The sequence below is a fragment of the Rhodococcus sp. As11 genome, assembly GCF_048957735.1.
Lineage (GTDB): Bacteria > Actinomycetota > Actinomycetes > Mycobacteriales > Mycobacteriaceae > Rhodococcus > Rhodococcus gordoniae.
Map to the genome: position 1 here is coordinate 286,103 of NZ_JARDJE010000004.1, position 17,033 is coordinate 303,135.

At 70.0% G+C, this 17,033-nt stretch carries 20 protein-coding genes; 17 read left to right on the top strand and 3 right to left on the bottom strand.

Annotation, left to right across the window (positions count from 1 at the left end):
* Window positions 1-57: 57 nt before the first annotated feature.
* Window positions 58-441, bottom strand: a complete 384-nt coding sequence (locus tag PV766_RS07430) for a helix-turn-helix domain-containing protein (RefSeq protein ID WP_129976135.1) — start codon at window positions 439-441, stop codon at window positions 58-60.
* Between the two features lie 122 nt (window positions 442-563).
* On the opposite strand from PV766_RS07430, the gene hisD reads away from it, so the two are divergent.
* From hisD to PV766_RS07465, 7 genes are read left to right on the top strand one after another with little or no spacing between them, the layout of a single operon-like run.
* Window positions 564-1,886: a histidinol dehydrogenase gene (gene hisD, locus PV766_RS07435; RefSeq protein ID WP_064062959.1), complete on the top strand. Its 1,323-nt coding sequence runs from the start codon at window positions 564-566 to the stop codon at window positions 1,884-1,886.
* Window positions 1,883-3,010 (top strand): histidinol-phosphate transaminase, encoded by a 1,128-nt coding sequence (locus PV766_RS07440; RefSeq protein ID WP_421096774.1) that lies wholly within the window; start codon window positions 1,883-1,885, stop codon window positions 3,008-3,010. Before hisD ends, PV766_RS07440 begins: the two co-directional genes overlap by 4 nt.
* Window positions 3,007-3,621: an imidazoleglycerol-phosphate dehydratase HisB gene (gene hisB, locus PV766_RS07445; RefSeq protein ID WP_421096775.1), complete on the top strand. Its 615-nt coding sequence runs from the start codon at window positions 3,007-3,009 to the stop codon at window positions 3,619-3,621. The genes PV766_RS07440 and hisB overlap by 4 nt, the downstream gene beginning before the upstream one ends.
* A 3-nt stretch (window positions 3,622-3,624) precedes the next feature.
* Window positions 3,625-3,780: a hypothetical protein gene (locus PV766_RS07450; protein ID WP_016696019.1), complete on the top strand. Its 156-nt coding sequence runs from the start codon at window positions 3,625-3,627 to the stop codon at window positions 3,778-3,780.
* Between the two features lies 1 nt (window position 3,781).
* Entirely contained in the window at window positions 3,782-4,939 is a 1,158-nt protein-coding gene (locus PV766_RS07455) for an MFS transporter (RefSeq protein ID WP_064062962.1), read from the top strand.
* Window positions 4,940-4,949: 10 nt separating this feature from the next.
* The gene (hisH, locus tag PV766_RS07460; protein ID WP_421096776.1) at window positions 4,950-5,585 is read left to right on the top strand and encodes an imidazole glycerol phosphate synthase subunit HisH; all 636 of its coding nucleotides are present in this window, start codon (window positions 4,950-4,952) and stop codon (window positions 5,583-5,585) included.
* Window positions 5,582-5,836, top strand: coding sequence for a hypothetical protein (locus PV766_RS07465; RefSeq protein ID WP_064062964.1), 255 nt, complete (start codon window positions 5,582-5,584; stop codon window positions 5,834-5,836). Before hisH ends, PV766_RS07465 begins: the two co-directional genes overlap by 4 nt.
* A 113-nt stretch (window positions 5,837-5,949) precedes the next feature.
* Here the strand turns inward: PV766_RS07465 and PV766_RS07470 are convergent, their stop codons facing one another.
* Complete coding sequence (locus PV766_RS07470) at window positions 5,950-6,936, bottom strand: helix-turn-helix transcriptional regulator (RefSeq protein WP_421096777.1); 987 nt, start codon at window positions 6,934-6,936, stop codon at window positions 5,950-5,952.
* Between the two features lie 62 nt (window positions 6,937-6,998).
* Here PV766_RS07470 and PV766_RS07475 point away from each other — a divergent pair, with 62 nt between their 5' ends.
* The 6 genes from PV766_RS07475 to PV766_RS07500 all read left to right on the top strand — a co-directional run bounded on the left by PV766_RS07475 (window position 6,999) and on the right by PV766_RS07500 (window position 12,289).
* A complete protein-coding gene (locus PV766_RS07475) occupies window positions 6,999-9,278 on the top strand; it encodes an ATP-binding cassette domain-containing protein (protein WP_421096778.1) in 2,280 nt (759 codons plus the stop codon).
* 72 nt (window positions 9,279-9,350) lie between these two features.
* Entirely contained in the window at window positions 9,351-10,085 is a 735-nt protein-coding gene (priA, locus tag PV766_RS07480; protein ID WP_006554069.1) for a bifunctional 1-(5-phosphoribosyl)-5-((5-phosphoribosylamino)methylideneamino)imidazole-4-carboxamide isomerase/phosphoribosylanthranilate isomerase PriA, read from the top strand.
* A 3-nt stretch (window positions 10,086-10,088) separates the two neighbouring features.
* A complete protein-coding gene (locus tag PV766_RS07485) occupies window positions 10,089-10,931 on the top strand; it encodes an inositol monophosphatase family protein (protein ID WP_421096779.1) in 843 nt (280 codons plus the stop codon).
* The gene (hisF, locus tag PV766_RS07490; protein WP_064062968.1) at window positions 10,928-11,701 is read left to right on the top strand and encodes an imidazole glycerol phosphate synthase subunit HisF; all 774 of its coding nucleotides are present in this window, start codon (window positions 10,928-10,930) and stop codon (window positions 11,699-11,701) included. Before PV766_RS07485 ends, hisF begins: the two co-directional genes overlap by 4 nt.
* The gene (gene hisI / locus PV766_RS07495) at window positions 11,698-12,063 is read left to right on the top strand and encodes a phosphoribosyl-AMP cyclohydrolase (RefSeq protein WP_016935787.1); all 366 of its coding nucleotides are present in this window, start codon (window positions 11,698-11,700) and stop codon (window positions 12,061-12,063) included. The genes hisF and hisI overlap by 4 nt, the downstream gene beginning before the upstream one ends.
* Before the next feature lie 46 nt (window positions 12,064-12,109).
* The gene (locus PV766_RS07500; protein ID WP_016935788.1) at window positions 12,110-12,289 is read left to right on the top strand and encodes a tautomerase family protein; all 180 of its coding nucleotides are present in this window, start codon (window positions 12,110-12,112) and stop codon (window positions 12,287-12,289) included.
* A 122-nt stretch (window positions 12,290-12,411) separates the two neighbouring features.
* On the opposite strand, the gene PV766_RS07505 is transcribed toward PV766_RS07500, so the two are convergent.
* Window positions 12,412-12,897: a MarR family winged helix-turn-helix transcriptional regulator gene (locus PV766_RS07505; protein WP_129976124.1), complete on the bottom strand. Its 486-nt coding sequence runs from the start codon at window positions 12,895-12,897 to the stop codon at window positions 12,412-12,414.
* A gap of 106 nt (window positions 12,898-13,003) precedes the next feature.
* On the opposite strand from PV766_RS07505, the gene PV766_RS07510 reads away from it, so the two are divergent.
* From PV766_RS07510 to trpC, 4 genes are all read left to right on the top strand, one after another.
* A complete protein-coding gene (locus tag PV766_RS07510) occupies window positions 13,004-13,792 on the top strand; it encodes a dioxygenase (protein ID WP_064062970.1) in 789 nt (262 codons plus the stop codon).
* Window positions 13,793-13,836: 44 nt separating this feature from the next.
* Window positions 13,837-15,420 carry an anthranilate synthase component I gene (locus tag PV766_RS07515; protein WP_421096780.1) on the top strand — a complete coding sequence of 528 codons (1,584 nt, stop codon included), beginning with the start codon at window positions 13,837-13,839 and terminating at the stop codon, window positions 15,418-15,420.
* On the top strand, window positions 15,417-16,082 hold the full coding sequence (locus PV766_RS07520) for a TIGR02234 family membrane protein (protein WP_421096781.1): 666 nt from the start codon (window positions 15,417-15,419) through the stop codon (window positions 16,080-16,082). The genes PV766_RS07515 and PV766_RS07520 overlap by 4 nt, the downstream gene beginning before the upstream one ends.
* Window positions 16,083-16,173: 91 nt before the next feature.
* Window positions 16,174-16,983 carry an indole-3-glycerol phosphate synthase TrpC gene (gene trpC / locus PV766_RS07525; protein ID WP_064062973.1) on the top strand — a complete coding sequence of 270 codons (810 nt, stop codon included), beginning with the start codon at window positions 16,174-16,176 and terminating at the stop codon, window positions 16,981-16,983.
* Window positions 16,984-17,033: the final 50 nt, after the last annotated feature.

The window sequence follows — 17,033 nt, forward strand, 5'->3', positions numbered from 1 at the left end:
GCTGACCTGGATTGCTGCGTGACGAACAGGCCTCGGCACTACTCGATGTGAAAATGCTCACTCTTGATCGGATTCGGGTCCTCCGCCACGCCGCCGGCGCGCGACGGTCACCTCCCGGAATGCCTCGTACATCTCCTCGAGCGAACGCCGCTGGGCGTTGGTGAGGTCGGGATCCTCGCGAATCGCCCGCAGGACCGCGGACTCCGCTCCGTCGTCGGCCTGCGCGTGGGCCGCGAGGGTGTCGGCGGACAGATGCAACTGGTCGGCGATCGCTTGCAGCACACGCTCGCTCGGCGCCCGCAGGTTCCGTTCGATCTGCGACAGGTACGGATTCGAGATGCCCACCATCGACGCGAGCTGACGCATGGGAAGTTCTGCGAGCTCACGCTGGCGGCGGATCAATTCGCCCAAGGTGCTCGGGCGTGACTCGTCCTCGTCCATGCCGACAGCATAAGCACGGTGATCCGTGTCGAGAGACATCCTCACCCGGGTGCAACTTCGAACGGCACCACCCGATGCGGGATAGTAGGGGGTGATCCCTGTTCTGCGAGAGAGGACACCTCATGCTTGCCCGCACCGACCTGCGCGGTCGTACTCCCACCACTGCTGAGCTCAGGGGCGCGCTGCCCCGTGGCGGAGTGGACGTGGACGCGGTGCTCCATCAGGTCCGTCCCGTCGTCGACGACATCCGCGCTCGCGGTGCCGAGGCCGCACTCGACTACTGCGAGAAGTTCGACGGGGTCCGCCCCGCCACGGTGCGCGTTCCCGCCGCGGAACTCGAACGCGCCCTCGCCGAACTCGAACCCGCGATCCGCGCCGCCCTCGAGGAGGCCGTCGAGCGCACGCGCGTCGTGCACGCGGCCCAGCGCCGCACCGATGTCACCACCGAGGTCGTCCCCGGCGGCACCGTCACAGAACGCTGGGTGCCGGTCGAACGTGTGGGCCTCTACGTGCCCGGCGGCAACGCGGTCTACCCGTCGTCGGTCGTGATGAACGTCGTTCCGGCGCAGGCCGCGGGCGTCGAATCGCTCGTCATCGCCTCGCCACCGCAGAAGAACTTCGGTGGACTGCCGCACCCGACCATCCTCGCCGCGGCCGCACTGCTCGGTGTCGACGAGGTGTGGGCCGTCGGCGGCGCCCAGGGCGTGGCGCTGCTGTCCTACGGCGGCACCGACACCGACGGCGCCGAACTCGCCCCGGTCGACATGATCACCGGCCCCGGCAACATCTACGTCACCGCCGCCAAGCGGCTGTGCCGTGCCGTGGTCGGCATCGACGCCGAGGCGGGCCCCACCGAGATCGCGATCCTCGCCGACGACACCGCCGACCCCGTGCACGTCGCCGCCGATCTCATCAGCCAGGCCGAACACGACGTCATGGCCGCCTCGGTGCTCGTCACCACCAGCACCGAACTGGCCGACGCCGTCGACACCGCGCTCGCCGCCCAGCTCGAACTCACCAAGCACCGCGAGCGTGTGACCACCGCGCTGTCCGGCAGCCAGTCCGGCATCGTCCTCGTCGACGACATCGAGCAGGGCCTGAAGGTCGTCGACGCTTACGCCGCCGAGCACCTCGAGATCCAGACCGAGAACGCCTCCGCGGTCGCCGCACGCGTGCGCTCGGCCGGCGCGATCTTCGTCGGGCCGTGGGCGCCGGTCTCTCTCGGCGATTACTGCGCCGGATCGAACCACGTGCTGCCCACCGCCGGTTGTGCCCGGCACTCGTCGGGCCTGAGCGTGCAGACCTTCCTGCGCGGCATCCACGTCGTCGAGTACACCGAGGCGGCCCTGAAGGACGTCTCCGGTCACGTCATCACTCTCGCGAACGCCGAGGACCTGCCCGCCCACGGTGAAGCCGTCCGTCTGCGATTCGAGGCGCTCAAGTGACCCGGATCCCCGGCGCCCGCATCACCCTCGGCGACCTGCCGCTGCGCGAGAACCTGCGCGGTAAGTCGCCCTACGGTGCGCCGCAACTGACGGTGCCGGTCCAGCTCAACACCAACGAGAACCCGCACCCCCCCACGCAGGCGCTCGTCGACGATGTCGCTGAGGCCGTGCGCGAGGCGGCCACGCAGCTGCACCGCTATCCCGACCGCGACGCGGTCGCGCTGCGCACCGATCTCGCCGCCTACCTCAGGCAGGCGTCCGGGGTCCCGATCGGAGTCGAGAACATTTGGGCCGCAAACGGTTCCAACGAGGTCCTGCAGCAGCTCCTGCAGGCGTTCGGTGGTCCCGGGCGCACCTCGATGGGTTTCGTGCCGTCGTACTCGATGCACCCGATCATCGCCGACGGCACGCAGACCGAGTGGCTGCCCACCTACCGGCGCGACGACTTCACCCTCGACGTCGACGCATCCGCGGCGGCCATCCGTGAGCGACGGCCCGATGTCGTCTTCGTCACCAGCCCCAACAATCCGACGGGACACAGCATCCCGCTCGACGAGTTGCGGGTGATCCTCGACGCCGCACCCGGCATCGTGATCGTCGACGAGGCGTACGTCGAGTTCTCCTCGCAGCCGAGCGCTCTGAGCCTGATCGACGAGTACCCGGCGAAGATCGTCGTCTCGCGGACGATGAGCAAGGCGTTCGCCTTCGCCGGCGGGCGCCTCGGCTATCTCGCCGCCGCCCCCGCGGTGATCGAGGCTCTGCTGCTCGTGCGCCTGCCCTACCACCTGTCGGTCGTCACCCAGGCCGCCGCGCGCGCGGCTCTGCGGCACGCCGACGACACCCTCGCGTCGGTCGCGGAACTGGCCGCCGAGCGCGACCGCGTCGCCGCCGAACTCGCCCGGTTCGGCTACGACGTGATCCCGTCCGACGCCAACTTCATCCTGTTCGGCCGCTTCGCCGATGCAGCTGCCACGTGGCAGCGGTATCTGGACGACGGGGTGCTCATCCGTGACGTCGGGATCCCCGGCTATCTGCGCACCACGATCGGCCTGGCCCACGAGAACGACGAGTTGCTGCGAGTGAGCGAGAAGCTCGCGGCCACGGAAATCGAGGAAACCCGATGAGCGACCGCACCGCACGCGTCGAACGCACCACCAAGGAATCGAGCATCACCGTCGAGATCGACCTCGACGGCACCGGTCGCACCGAGATCTCCACGGGGATCCCGTTCTACGACCACATGCTCACCGCGCTCGGCCAGCACGGTTCGTTCGACCTCACCGTGCAGGCGCAGGGCGACATCGAGATCGAGGCCCACCACACCGTCGAGGACACCGCGATCGTGCTCGGGCAGGCCTTCGGCCGGGCCCTCGGCGACAAGCGCGGCATCCGCCGTTTCGGCGACTGCTTCATCCCGATGGACGAAACCCTCGCGCACGCCTCCGTCGACGTCTCCGGCCGTCCCTACTGCGTGTTCACCGGCGAACCCGACTACATGGTGCACTCGGTGATCGGGGGATATCCCGGCGTGCCCTATTCGACGGTGATCAACCGGCACGTGTTCGAGTCGTTCGCCTTCCACGCCCGTATCGCACTGCACGTGCGGGTGCTCTACGGCCGCGATCCGCACCACATCACCGAAGCCGAGTTCAAGGCGGTCGCCCGCGCGCTGCGCGAGGCCGTCGAACCCGACCCGCGTGTGTCCGGCATCCCGTCGACGAAGGGCAGTCTCTGACACATGGATGTCGTCCTCACCTATCTGTGCTTCATCGTGGCCGGATTCGCCGCCGGCGGAACGTGGTCGATGTGGAAGGCACGCAACACGTTGTTCGCGGGTGTGCTGCTGGCTCTGACCGTGCTGGCAGCCGCCGCGGGCGTCTTCCGGTTGCTCTGACGTGGCGGAACAACAAGGGCTGTTCACCGTTCGTGGTCTGATCCCGGCATGGTCGACGTCCGCGGCGGCCTTCGGAGGCTTCTCGCTGCTGCTGCCGGTCGTGCCGTGGGCGATCGCCGAGGCCGGTGGCAGCGACACGCTCGCCGGATCGGTGACGGCGGTGTTCATGCTCACCACCGTTCTCACGCAACTCGCGATGCCGCGACTGCTGCGCGCGTTCGGTCACCGCGCGACACTCGCAGCCGGCTGCCTGTTCCTCGGGCCACCGTCGCTGCTGTTCCTCGTGTCGATCGCCCCGGCAGCGGTGCTCGGGATCTCCGGGCTCCGCGGTATCGGCTTCGGGATGATCACCGTGGCGTCGGCCGCGCTCGTCGGCGAACTGGCGCCGCCGAGGTTGCTCGGCCGTGCCACCGGCATGCTCGGCATCGCCATTGCCGCGTCGCAGACGATCGGCTTGCCCGCCGGGTTGGCGATCGCCGAGCGGTTCTCCACCACGCCGGTCTTCGTGCTCGGTGCGATCATCTCGTCCGCAGGTCTGCTCGCCGCGATCCGTCTGCCACGGCTGACCGCGAAGCAGGCCCGGACGGCGCGACGCGTGCCCCCGGTCGTGCTGCTGTTCCCGTTGGTCGCCGTGGGTGCGGGCGCGATCGCCTACGGTGGTCTCACCTCGCTGTTGCGCATCGCGGTCGCCGGCCTGCCCGTCGCGGCGGCCTTGGCCGTACTCAGCGCGTCTTCGCTGATCGGGCGGTATGCGGCAGGTTCCGTCGCGGATCGGATCGGCGCCGGCAAGCTGTTGCCCGTCGGTCTCGGCCTGGCGGGCCTGGCGATGATTCCCTTCGCCCTCGTCGCCGACGACCGAGGGGGAGCGGTCCTGCTGATCGTCGCCGCGATCGCCTTCGGTCTCGGATTCGGTGTCGTCCAGAACGAAGCACTGCTCGTCGCGTTCCGCCGTGCCGGTGCAGGCAACACCGGCTCCGCGAGCGCCGCCTGGAACATCGGTTTCGACGCCGGCACGGGTGCGGGGTCGTTCGCGCTCGGCGCGCTGGCAGCGGCGGCGGGATATCCCGTCGCCTTCACCGTGGCCGCAGTGCTGGTCCCGACGCTGCCCCTGCTCGCCCGGCTGGCCGGGCCGTCGGAACGTCCCCGTCCCACCACATAGAATCGACATCATGAGCGCAACCACGGTCGCCGTCCTCGACTACGGCTCGGGTAACCTCCACTCCGCCACGCGGGCAGTCGCCCGTACCGGCGTGCACGTGGAGGTCACCGCCGACCCGAAGATCGCGCTCGCCGCCGACGGGCTCGTCGTCCCCGGCGTCGGTGCCTTCGACGCGTGCATGAAGGGCCTGCGCAGCGTCGGCGGAGACAAGATCATCGGTACCCGCCTCGCCGGTGGACGCCCGGTGCTCGGCATCTGCGTCGGCATGCAGATCCTGTTCGAACGCGGCGTCGAGCACGGCATCGAGACCGAGGGCTGCGGCGAGTGGCCGGGCACGGTCGAGCGTCTGGACGCGGCGGTGTTGCCGCACATGGGCTGGAACACCGTCGAGGCCCCCGCCGATTCGGTGCTCTTCGCCGGCATGGACGCCGACACCCGTTTCTATTTCGTCCACACCTACGCCGCCCGCACGTGGGAACTGGATGCCCCCGAGCGCCTCGCCCCGCCGAAGGTGACCTGGGCCGAACACGGCAGCCGGTTCGTCGCCGCCGTCGAGAACGGTCCGCTCTCGGCCACCCAGTTCCATCCGGAGAAGTCCGGCGACGCCGGCGCGCAGCTGCTGCAGAATTGGGTCAGCTCGTTGTGACCGAGCCGCGGCGCGGCCGGTCGAGTGGAGACTTCTCCTTCGGCCGTCACGCCCTGATGTCCGTCGGCACGGCGACCGTCGTGCTGCTCGTCACCGCGATCGTCGTGGTGGCGGTCCGGCCCACGCCGGTCGTCGGGCTCGTCATCGCACTCGTCGGCATCGTGGTGGCCGTCGTGGCGATGGGTGTCGTGTCGACGCGGTCGGCCCGCCGCGCCTTCGGTCCCGGCGAGGACGACCGCCCCGGAAGCTGACGCGCCGAACCGGATTTCGCCCGGCGTGTTGCGGTAGCGAACCCCGGTCGGGCGCGCGAGGAGCTTCGTAACGCAGCTGTGCGGAACTCGAAATCGATCTGCCGCGCCCAGATTCACCTCGCGCCGTTCTCGGAGGGGACGACGGCGTCCTGCGCCGCCGCGCGCAGACGATCGGCGAACACCGCGCAGGCCCGGACGATCTCCGGGTCCGCGCGCATCCGGACGTCGGCGTCGAGGGTGGCGAGCGCGAGGACGAGCCACTGCCACGACTCGACCGCGAGGTGCACCTCGGTCCGGTCGTCACCCGTCGGCCGGATCTCGGCGTCTTGGTACTTCAGCGCGTCGGCGACGTGCGTGGCCGAGGCCGCCACGTCCAGGTGCACCGGTGTCCGCCCCTGCCGGAGTCCTTGCCGCAGGTATTCCGTGGCGGACCCGGCGGGAAGTCGGCGGGGTGCGAACCGTCGGCCGGTGCGGAGCAGGTCGCGCACACGATCGAGGCGGAAGACCCGCCAGTCCTCGCGATCGACGTCCCATCCGAGGAGGTACCACCGCAGCAGGTGGTGGACCTGCCGGTACGGCTCGACCCTGCGCGAGGTCGGCGAGCCCTGCGCGTCGACGTAGTCGAAGGTGAGCGTGTCACACCGCGCGATCGCCTCCGCCACGGAGCCGAGCAGCTCCGCCGACACGCTGGGCGCCTGCAGCGCACTCGTCTCCACCGCGCTGCGGACGGCCGCGACGCGCGGGCGCAGCCGCGCGGGCAGGAACTGGTCGAGCTTGCCGTAGGCGCGGGTGGCAGCGTCGTCCAGTCCGCCTTCGGCCGGCCCGGTCGCGGCGAGAGCGCCGAGCCCCAGCAGCACCGCGACGGCCTCGTCGTCGTCGAGCACCAGCGGCGGCATCGAACGTCCCGACGCGAGACGGTAGAAACCGCCGGGCCCGGAGCGGGTTTCGACGGGATATCCGTAGCCGCGCAGCCGGTCGACGTCGCGGCGGAGCGTCCGGCGGCTCACCTGCAGCCGCCGGGCCAGCTCGTCCCCGCCGATCGCGCGTCCGGTCTGCAGGATCGACAACAACGCGAGCATCCGCTCGGTGACGTCCGCCATGCCGTCATCCTCCCACCGGTTGCGGTCAGGATCCGGCCGCAACCGGTCGTAGCGTCGAATCCATGACCACCACCGTCACGACCACCGAGGCGGCAGTGCGAGGCCGCGCCATCACGATTCGTCGCGCCCGCACCCACAACCTGGCCGACGTCGATCTGACCGTTCCGCGCAACCGGCTCGTGGTGATCGTCGGGGTGTCCGGCTCCGGGAAGTCGTCGCTCGTCTTCGACACGATCGCCGCGGAGGCCGGCTACCAGCTCAACGAGACGTACCCGCCGTTCACGCGCAATCGGTTGCCGAAGTGGACACGACCCGACGTCGACCACATCGACGGTCTGACGCCGGTGATCGTCGTCGACCAGCGCCGCCTCGGCGGCAACGCCCGCTCGACGGTCGGCACCATCACCGACACCTGGACCTATCTGCGGCTGCTGTATTCCCGGGTGGGCACACCCGTCCTCGGGGAGTCGAACCGCTTCTCGTTCAACGACCCCACCGGGATGTGCCCGACCTGCTCCGGGCTCGGCGAGATCGTCGTCAGTGCCGTCGAGCGGTTCCTCGATCTCGACAGGTCCCTCGCCGAGGGCGCGATCCTGGTGCCCGGCTTCGGCAACGGTGGGTACTGGTACTCCCAGTACGCCGACATCGGTTCCTTCGACGCGGACACACCCCTGCGCGAGTGGAAGCCCGCCGAGCGGGAGGCACTGCTCTACGGCGGCGAGGCCGCAGCGGCGCTGGGCCACAAACCGCCGGACGGATACGAGGGCGTCGTCGAGAGGTTCGAGCGCATCCACCTGCACACCTCCGACAACCTCTCCGAACGCAAACAGGACGTCATCCGACGTTTCACCCGCGCCGAGACGTGCCCGGACTGCGCCGGAGAACGGCTGAACGCGGCCGCGCGGGCGGTCACCCTTCGCGGCCGCACGATCGGGGAGCTGTCCCGCCTCGAGATCATCGAGCTGCTCGAATTCGTGCGCACGATCGACGACTCGCGCGCCGCACCTGTGGTGTCCGCACTGGTGGGCCGTCTCGAGGCGATGGTGACGATCGGCCTCGGCTATCTCGCGCTCGCCCGGGCGACCACCACGCTCTCGGGCGGCGAATCGCAACGGATCAAGTTGGTCCGGCACCTCGGGTCGAGCCTGACGGAGATGACCTATGTCGTCGACGAACCAACGGTCGGTCTGCATCCCGCCGACGTGGAGACGATGATCGACCTCCTTGAACGGCTCCGCGACAGCGGCAACACCGTCCTCGTCGTCGAACACGACCCGAGCGTGATGGCCCGGGCCGACCAGGTGATCGAGATCGGTCCCGGTGCGGGCTCGTCCGGTGGTCGCCTCGTCTTCCAGGGCACTTTCGACCGGCTCCGAACGGCCGACACTCCCACCGGCCGATCGCTGCGGCGCGACATCGGCCGCGGTCACCCCGCCCGCGAGGCGACCGGTCGTCTCACGATCGCCGATGCGTGTCGCAACAACCTCCGCGACCTGACGGTGTGGATCCCCACCGGGGTGCTCACCGTGTTCACCGGCGTCGCCGGATCGGGAAAGTCCAGTCTCGCAGCCGAACTCGTCGACCAGTACGACGCCACGGTGATCGACCAGCGGCCGGTGAGCACCAATCGCCGCTCCACCCCGATCACCTACGCCGGCATCGCACCCGCCCTGCGGCGGATGTTCGCCGAACACAACGGTGTGCCGGCGAGCCTGTTCAGCGCGAACTCGGCGGGTGCGTGCCCGACCTGCACGGGGTCCGGTGTCGTGTACATCGACCTCGCCTTCATGGACGGACACGAGGTCGTCTGCGACACCTGCCATGGCCGCCGGTTCACCGCCGAGGTGCTCGGGCACACCGTGAACGGCCTGTCGATCGCCGATGTCGACGACCTCACTGTCGGTCGCGCCCTCGAGGAACTGCCGCACCCGGAGATCGCGCGCCGACTGAGTGCGCTCGCCGGGGTGGGTCTCGACTACCTCCGCCTCGGGCAGTCGCTCGACACGCTCTCGGGTGGCGAGTGCCAACGGGTGAAGATCGCCAAGGAACTCGGACGAGTGAAGACGCCGACCCTCTACGTCCTCGACGAGCCGACCACCGGCCTGCACGCCGAGGACGTCGGCACCCTCCTGCACGTCTTCGACGGCCTCGTCGACCGAGGGCACACGGTCGTCGTCATCGAGCACCACCTCGACGTGATGCGCCACGCCGACCACATCGTCGACCTCGGGCCGGGACCGGGACGGCACGGCGGCACCGTGCTGTACGAGGGGTCCGTCGACGAGTACACCGGCCGTCCGACCCCGACCTGCCGGGCCCTCGACGCAGCACGGTCGGCATGACGCACGGCGCTTTCCCGGCGTCCCGGCCACGCGTTTGGCGATGTCACAGGTACAGGCACTAATGTGTACGCAGTGAGCCTGGTCCTTTTGCCCGCAGTCGACGTCGTCAACGGTGAAGCAGTTCGCCTCGTTCAGGGAGAGGCGGGCAGCGAGACCGGCTACGGTTCGCCCCGCGACGCCGCCCTCGAATGGCAGAACGCCGGAGCCGAATGGGTGCACATGGTCGACCTCGACGCGGCGTTCGGTCGCGGCGACAACCGCGCCCTCCTCGCCGAGGTCATCGGCGAACTCGACGTGAAGGTCGAGCTGTCGGGCGGCATCCGCGACGACGAGACCCTCGCCGCCGCCCTCGCGACCGGCTGCGCCCGCGTCAACCTCGGCACCGCCGCGATCGAGAATCCCGAGTGGTGCTCGCGCGTCATCGGCGAGTTCGGCGACCGCATCGCCGTGGGCCTCGACGTCAAGCTCCTCGACGGCCAGTGGCGGCTGCGCGGCCGCGGCTGGGTCTCCGACGGCGGCGACCTGTGGGAGGTGCTCGAACGCCTCGAACGCGACGGCTGCTCGCGCTACGTCGTCACCGACGTCACCAAGGACGGCACCCTCTCCGGCCCCAATCTCGACCTGCTCCGCGAGGTGTGCGCGGCCACCGAATCGCCGGTCGTCGCCTCCGGTGGCGTCTCGACCGTCGACGACCTGCGTGCCATCGCGACGCTCGTCGACGAGGGTGTCGAAGGTGCCATCATCGGAAAGGCGCTGTACGCGGGCCGATTCACGCTGACCGAGGCGCTCGACGCCGTCTCGCGCTGACCGATGACCGATCCCGCAGACCTGAACCGGCTGCTCGCCGTCGCGAGCGGTGTACTCGACGAGGTCGCGGAACGGTTCGTCGCCGGGCACGGTGCGCCGCGTTCCGTCGACAAGGGGCCGAACGACTTCGCGACCGACCTCGATCTCGAACTCGAGCGGCGGATCTCCGGTGCCCTCGCCGAGCGCACCGGTATCCCCGTGCACGGTGAGGAGTTCGGCGGCCCGTCCGCGGGGGAGGGCACCGTCTGGTTGCTCGATCCGATCGACGGCACGATCAACTACTCCGCCGGGTTGCCGATGGCCGGGATCCTCCTCGCGCTCGTCGAGAACGGGGAGCCGATCCTCGGACTCACGTGGCTGCCCCTCACGAAGCAGCATTTCGCGGGAATCGCCGAGGGGCCGCTGCTCGTGAACGGAACGCCCACCGAACCGCTGCAGCCGGCACGGCTCGAGGACGTGATGATCGCCGTCGGAAGTTTCGACATCGACAGTCGCGGTCGCGTTCCCGGCACCCGCCGCCTCGCCGTGATCACCGAGCTGAGCCGGCGGGTCGCACGGTTGCGGATGCACGGCTCCACGGGTGCCGACCTGGCATTCACAGCGGGAGGTGCGATCGGCGGTTCGGTCGTGTTCGGCCACCACCCGTGGGACAACGCGGCCGGTGTCGCGCTGGTGCGGGCGGCCGGTGGGATCGCCACCGACTTCGCGGGCGAACCGTGGCGGATCGGCTCCGGATCGGTGGTCGCCGCAGCGCCCGGAGTGCACGGCGAGATACTGGAGATTGTGCAGTCGGCGACGGAACGGTCCGTGGCCGAGCAGTCGGGTTCCGAAGGAGATCGAACATGACACTGGCCGTGCGGGTCATCCCGTGCCTCGACGTGGACGCGGGGCGGGTGGTCAAGGGTGTCAACTTCGAGAACCTGCGCGATGCGGGTGACCCGGTCGAACTCGCCGCGCTCTACAACGAGCAGGGTGCCGACGAACTGACCTTCCTCGACGTCACCGCGTCGAGCGGCGACCGGGGCACCATGCTCGACGTCGTCACGCGCACCGCCGAGCAGGTGTTCATCCCGCTCACCGTGGGAGGTGGCGTCCGCACCGTCGAGGACGTCGACCGGCTGCTGCGTGCCGGCGCCGACAAGGTCTCGGTCAACACCGCGGCCATCGCCCGGCCCGAGGTGCTGCGCGAGATGTCCGGGCGCTTCGGCTCGCAGTGCATCGTGCTGTCGGTCGACGCGCGCACCGTGCCCGCCGGTCAGGAACCGACGCCGAGCGGCTGGGAGGTCACCACGCACGGCGGTCGCCGCGGTACGGGGATCGACGCGGTCGAGTGGGCCCGGCGCGGCGAGGAACTCGGGGTCGGCGAGATCCTGCTCAACTCGATGGACGCCGACGGCACGAAGAACGGATTCGACCTGAAGATGATCGAGGCCGTGCGCGGGGCCGTGCACGTGCCCGTCATCGCTTCCGGGGGCGCCGGAGCCGTCGAGCATTTCGCGCCCGCCGTGCAGGCCGGTGCCGACGCGGTGCTCGCCGCGAGCGTCTTCCACTTCCGGGAGCTGACCATCGGCGAGGTCAAGGACGCGATGCGTGCGGAAGGGATCACGGTTCGATGAGCAGCGACATCCTGAATCCGGCGATCGCCGCCCGGCTGAAGCGCAACGACGACGGTCTGTTCGCCGCCGTCGTGCAGGAGCGGGCCACCGGCGCCGTGCTGATGATGGCGTGGATGGACGACGAGGCGCTCGCCCGCACCCTGGCGACCCGCAAGGCCACCTACTACTCGCGGTCGCGGCAGCAGTACTGGGTCAAGGGCGAGACGTCCGGGCACACCCAGTACGTGCACGAGGTGCGCCTCGACTGCGACGGCGACACGGTGTTGCTGGTCGTCGACCAGGTCGGTGCCGCCTGCCACACCGGCACGCACACCTGCTTCGACACCGACGTCCTGCTCGAAACGCCGCAGATCGCCGAATAGCCGGGACCGATCGGCGGGTCGTGCGGCGGGCTGCGACAATGCCCGCATGCCTCTCATCCAGATCAGTCAGACGCCGGGCCTGTCCGACGAGCAGAAGGCCGAGGTGATCTCCGCGGTGACCCGCGCGTACGCCGAGGCCTCGGGCAAGAATCCGTCGTCGGTGTGGGTGACGATCACCGAGGTGCCCCGCGAGAACTGGGGTGTGGGCGGAACTCCGCTCGGCTGAACACCATCGGTTACGAGGTCACCGACGCGAGCGGTGCCGTCCGGGACGAGCGCAGCCACGACCCGACCATGTCGTTCCGGGACGTACCGAGGAGCCGCCCCACCACGTGACGGTGGGACGGCTCAGGCCTTGCCGATACCGCCGGCGATTCCCTCGTCGATCTGCTCGACCAGAGCGGAACCGAGACGCGCGAGCGCGCGCACCTGCTGGTCGTCGAGACCGTCGAACACCAGCCTGCGCACGGCGTCGACATGGGTCGGCGCCGCCTCGGCGACGGTGTCGTAGCCGGCCTCGGTGAGCACGGCGTACGAACCGCGACTGCCCGGAACCGGTTCGCGTCGCACCCAGCCGCGCTTCTCGAGGCGGGTGACGACGTGGGACAGCCGCGACAGCGACGCGTTGGCCTCGGCGGCGAGGGCGTTGAGACGGAGCCTGCGCTCGGGGTGCTCGGAGAGCAGTGCGAGGACGAAGTACTCGAAGTGGGTCATGTCGGAGTCGCGCTGCATCTGGGTGTCGAGCGCTGCCGGCAATCGCGTGATGACGGAGACGAGTGCGCGCCAGGCGTTCTGCTGCGTCGGATCGAGCCACCGGGGGTCCTCGTTGCTCATGCGTTCTCCTCGCTCGTTCGGTCTCGCCGCCGCCCCCCGGGAACAGAATGCCCTCAGGGCGGGTTGTCCTTCATAATACTTGAAGCTTCAACCCGAAAGGGATGTCATGAGCACCGATTCCGCGACCACGCCCGCCCTGTTCCTCAGTCACGGCGCTCCGCCGCTCGTCGACAGCGAACTGTGGGTCTCGCAGCTGCAGCGCTGGGCGGCCGACCTGCCGCGCCCCACGGCGATCCTCGTGGTCTCGGCGCACTGGGAATCCGCACCGCTGACCATCGGCTCGACCACGCCGGGCACCCCGCTCGTGTACGACTTCGGGGGATTTCCGCGGCGCTTCTACGAGGTGACCTACACCAGTCCTGGGGCGCCCGATCTCGCCCGGCAGGTCGCGGCACTGATGCCCGACGACGAACCGGTGGTGCAGCAGCCGAACCGAGGACTCGACCACGGTGCCTACGTGCCCCTGACCGTCATGTACCCGGACGCCGACATTCCGGTGCTGCAGATCTCCCTGCCCACTCTCGATCCGGGACGGCTGCTGCACCTCGGCGCCCGGCTGCGCCCGCTGCGTGAGCAGGGCGTACTGATCATCGGCTCCGGGTTCACCACTCACGGTCTGCCCTTCCTGCGCGACCCGCGGCCCGAGGCCGCCGCGCCGGGCTGGTCGTCGGAGTTCGACCACTGGACCGCCGAGCAACTCGCCCGCGGCGACGTCGACGCGCTGCTCGATTTCCGGAACCGCGCACCGGGTATGCCGTACGCGCACCCGACCGTCGAACACTTCGCGCCACTGTTCGTCACCCTCGGTGCTTCGGAGACTCCGGATCGCGGCATCGACCAGGTCGTCGACGGGTTCTGGATGGGTCTGGCCAAGCGGTCGTTCCAGGTCGTCTGACCGCGGCTGCATCGCCGGACACCGCCCCTGGGATGATGGGGCGCATGTCCGGCGAGCCCACCACCATTCCCGCAGCCACAACCGACCCCTCCGGCGGCAGCCGGTCCGATTCGACGACCACCCGCGAGCAGTTCCGTCAGCTGGCCGCCGAGCACCGCGTGGTCCCGGTGACCCGCAAGGTGCTCGCGGACGCGGAGACCCCACTGTCGGCCTACCGTAAGCTCGCGGCCGACCGCCCCGGGACCTTCCTGCTCGAGTCGGCGGAGAACGGCCGGTCGTGGTCGCGGTGGTCGTTCATCGGCGCCGGGAGCCCGGCGGCGCTGACCGTCGTCGACGGCGGTGCGGCCTGGTACGGGCACGTTCCCGCCGGCGCCCCGACGGGCGGCAACCCCGTCGACGTCCTCGGTGAGACGCTGCAGCTGCTCCACACCGACCGCATCCACGGACTGCCGCCCCTGACCAGCGGCATGGTGGGTTACCTCGGCTACGACGCCGTCCGCTATCTCGAGAAGCTGCCGACGCTCGCCGAGGACGACCTGCAGATCCCCGAGATGGTGATGCTGCTGGCCACCGACCTCGCGGCCGTGGACCATCACGAGGGCATGATCTGGCTCATCGCCAACGCCGTGAACTGGGACGGCTCGGACGAGCGCGTCGACGAAGCCTACGACGACGCGGTGGCCCGTCTCGACCGCATGACCGAGGCGCTCGCCGCGCCTGCTCCGGCCACCGTCGCGACCTACTCGCGGCCCGAGCCCGACTACCGCCGTCAGCGCACCACCGAGTCGTTCTGCACGGACGTCCGCAAGCTGATCGGCGACATCGAGGCCGGTGAGGCCTTCCAGGTGGTGCTCTCGCAGCGATTCGAGATCGACTGCGAGGCAGCACCGATCGACGTGTACCGGATGCTCCGCGCGTCCAACCCCAGCCCGTACATGTTCCTGCTCCACATTCCCGGCCCGGACGGCGAGACGGCCTTCTCGATCGTCGGATCGAGTCCCGAAGCGCTCGTGACGGTCTCGGACGGGGTGGCCACCACCCATCCCATCGCCGGGACCCGGTGGCGCGGCGCGGACGAGGAGGAGGATCTCCTGCTCGAGAAGGACCTCGTCCACGACGAGAAGGAGAACGCCGAGCACCTCATGCTCGTCGACCTCGGCCGCAACGATCTCGGCCGGGTGTGCGCACCGGGCACCGTCGAAGTGCACGACTACCGGCACATCGAGCGGTACAGCCACGTGATGCACCTGGTCTCCACGGTCACCGGACGGCTCGCGGAGGGCAAGCACGCCCTCGACGCCGTCACCGCGTGTTTCCCCGCCGGCACCCTGTCGGGCGCGCCGAAGGTACGCGCGATGGAACTGATCGAGGAACTCGAACCCACCCGCCGCGGTATCTACGGCGGCATCGTCGGCTACCTCGATTTCGCAGGTGACGCCGACACCGCGATCGCGATCCGTTCCGCTCTCGTCAAGGACGGCATCGCCTACGTACAGGCAGGTGCGGGCATCGTCGCAGACTCCGATCCGGAGGCCGAGGACACCGAGGCCCGCAACAAGGCCATGTCCGCACTCGCTGCCGTGGCCGCCGCGTCCACACTCACCACCTACGGCGGTGACGCGCGGTGACCGAGAAGACGCCGGACGCCGGCTCCGCCCCCGTACGCCGGCGCAGACCGACGGTGATCGCCGCTCTGCTGCTCGGGCTCGGCGCCGCCCTGCTGTGGGCCTCGAGCCGGATGACATGGGTCACCGCGGTCTCGTCGGACGGTCTCGGCATCGACCGCGTCGACGACCTCGAGGGAGGCCGCTGGGCGGCGGCACTGACCCCGCTCGCTCTCGTGCTGCTCGCGGCGGTCGCCGCGGTCTTCGCCGTGCGCGGGTTCGCATTACGTCTCGTGTCGGTCGTGGTCGCGATCGTCGCCGTGGCAGCCGCGGTCCCCGCGGTACGGTTGCTGACCGGGGACCCCGACCCCGAGACGGCGGCCGGGGTGGCCGCGTTGCCGGACCGCGCGGAGGTGACCGGCATCGAGACGTATCCGCTGCCCGCGATCCTCGTGATCGTCGGTGCCGTCGCCGTCCTCGCCGCGGCGGTGACCCTCTGGCGCACCCCGCGCGAGCAGGCCGGACTGTCGTCGAAGTACGACGCCCCGGCGGCGCGCCGCGAGGCTGCGGCCCGGCGCGCCGAGAGCGACGAACCGCTGTCCGAACGCGGCCTGTGGGACGCGCTGGACGCAGGTGAGGATCCCACGGACGACGGTGGTGAGGGTGATACGGACACCCGCCGGTGACTGCTGTAAACCAGTTCACTACTCTTCTACACAGATCCGATGAGCTTGATCACATCGGGATTGAGCAGGGTGGGAAAGGACTCGAGCCACGATGACAGTTCTCGATTCGATTCTCGAAGGAGTGCGAGCCGACGTCGCCGCCCGTGAGGCGGCCCTCGATCTTGCCTCCGTGAAGGCTGCTGCTGCGAGTGCGCCCCCGCCGATCGACGCCAAGGCCGCGCTGCGCGAGCCCGGCATCGCGGTCATCGCCGAAGTGAAGCGTGCCAGTCCCTCGAAGGGTGCTCTCGCCGACATCGCCGATCCCGCCGAGCTCGCCGCGGCCTACGAGTCCGGAGGGGCTCGTGCCATCAGCGTCCTCACCGAGGAACGCCGGTTCCACGGCAGCCTGGCCGACCTCGACGCCGTGCGTCGTGCGGTCCGCATTCCGGTGCTGCGCAAGGACTTCGTGGTCGGTCCCTACCAGATCCACGAGGCGCGTGCGCACGGCGCCGACATCGTGCTCCTCATCGTCGCGGCCCTCGAACAGACCGTGCTGACGGCCCTGATCGACCGGGTCGAGTCGCTCGGGATGACGGCGCTGGTCGAGGCGCACACCGAGGAGGAGGCCGACCGCGCCCTCGAGGCCGGCGCGACCGTCATCGGGATCAACGCCCGCAACCTCAAGACCCTCGAGGTCGACAAGACGACATTCTCGCGCATCGCGCCGGGCCTGCCCAGCAACGTGCTCAAGATCGCCGAGTCCGGTGTCCGCGGGCCGGCCGATCTGCTCGCGTACGCGGGTGCCGGCGCCGACGCGGTGCTCGTCGGAGAGGGCCTGGTGACCAGTGGGGATCCGCGTCAGGCGGTCGCCGAGCTGGTGACGGTGGGTACGCATCCGTCGTGCCCCAAGCCTGCACGCTGACCGTGCCGGCCGGTCCGGACCCCCATGTGATCCGCGTCGCGTGGTGGGGC

Coding starts and splice junctions, on each gene's coding strand:
- PV766_RS07430 (WP_129976135.1), bottom strand. CDS start 441: ATGGACGAGGACGAGTCACGCCCGAGCACCTTGGGCGAATTGATCCGC.
- hisD (WP_064062959.1), top strand. CDS start 564: ATGCTTGCCCGCACCGACCTGCGCGGTCGTACTCCCACCACTGCTGAG.
- hisB (WP_421096775.1), top strand. CDS start 3,007: ATGAGCGACCGCACCGCACGCGTCGAACGCACCACCAAGGAATCGAGC.
- PV766_RS07450 (WP_016696019.1), top strand. CDS start 3,625: ATGGATGTCGTCCTCACCTATCTGTGCTTCATCGTGGCCGGATTCGCC.
- hisH (WP_421096776.1), top strand. CDS start 4,950: ATGAGCGCAACCACGGTCGCCGTCCTCGACTACGGCTCGGGTAACCTC.
- PV766_RS07470 (WP_421096777.1), bottom strand. CDS start 6,936: ATGGCGGACGTCACCGAGCGGATGCTCGCGTTGTTGTCGATCCTGCAG.
- PV766_RS07475 (WP_421096778.1), top strand. CDS start 6,999: ATGACCACCACCGTCACGACCACCGAGGCGGCAGTGCGAGGCCGCGCC.
- PV766_RS07485 (WP_421096779.1), top strand. CDS start 10,089: ATGACCGATCCCGCAGACCTGAACCGGCTGCTCGCCGTCGCGAGCGGT.
- hisF (WP_064062968.1), top strand. CDS start 10,928: ATGACACTGGCCGTGCGGGTCATCCCGTGCCTCGACGTGGACGCGGGG.
- hisI (WP_016935787.1), top strand. CDS start 11,698: ATGAGCAGCGACATCCTGAATCCGGCGATCGCCGCCCGGCTGAAGCGC.
- PV766_RS07500 (WP_016935788.1), top strand. CDS start 12,110: ATGCCTCTCATCCAGATCAGTCAGACGCCGGGCCTGTCCGACGAGCAG.
- PV766_RS07505 (WP_129976124.1), bottom strand. CDS start 12,897: ATGAGCAACGAGGACCCCCGGTGGCTCGATCCGACGCAGCAGAACGCC.
- PV766_RS07510 (WP_064062970.1), top strand. CDS start 13,004: ATGAGCACCGATTCCGCGACCACGCCCGCCCTGTTCCTCAGTCACGGC.
- PV766_RS07515 (WP_421096780.1), top strand. CDS start 13,837: ATGTCCGGCGAGCCCACCACCATTCCCGCAGCCACAACCGACCCCTCC.
- trpC (WP_064062973.1), top strand. CDS start 16,174: ATGACAGTTCTCGATTCGATTCTCGAAGGAGTGCGAGCCGACGTCGCC.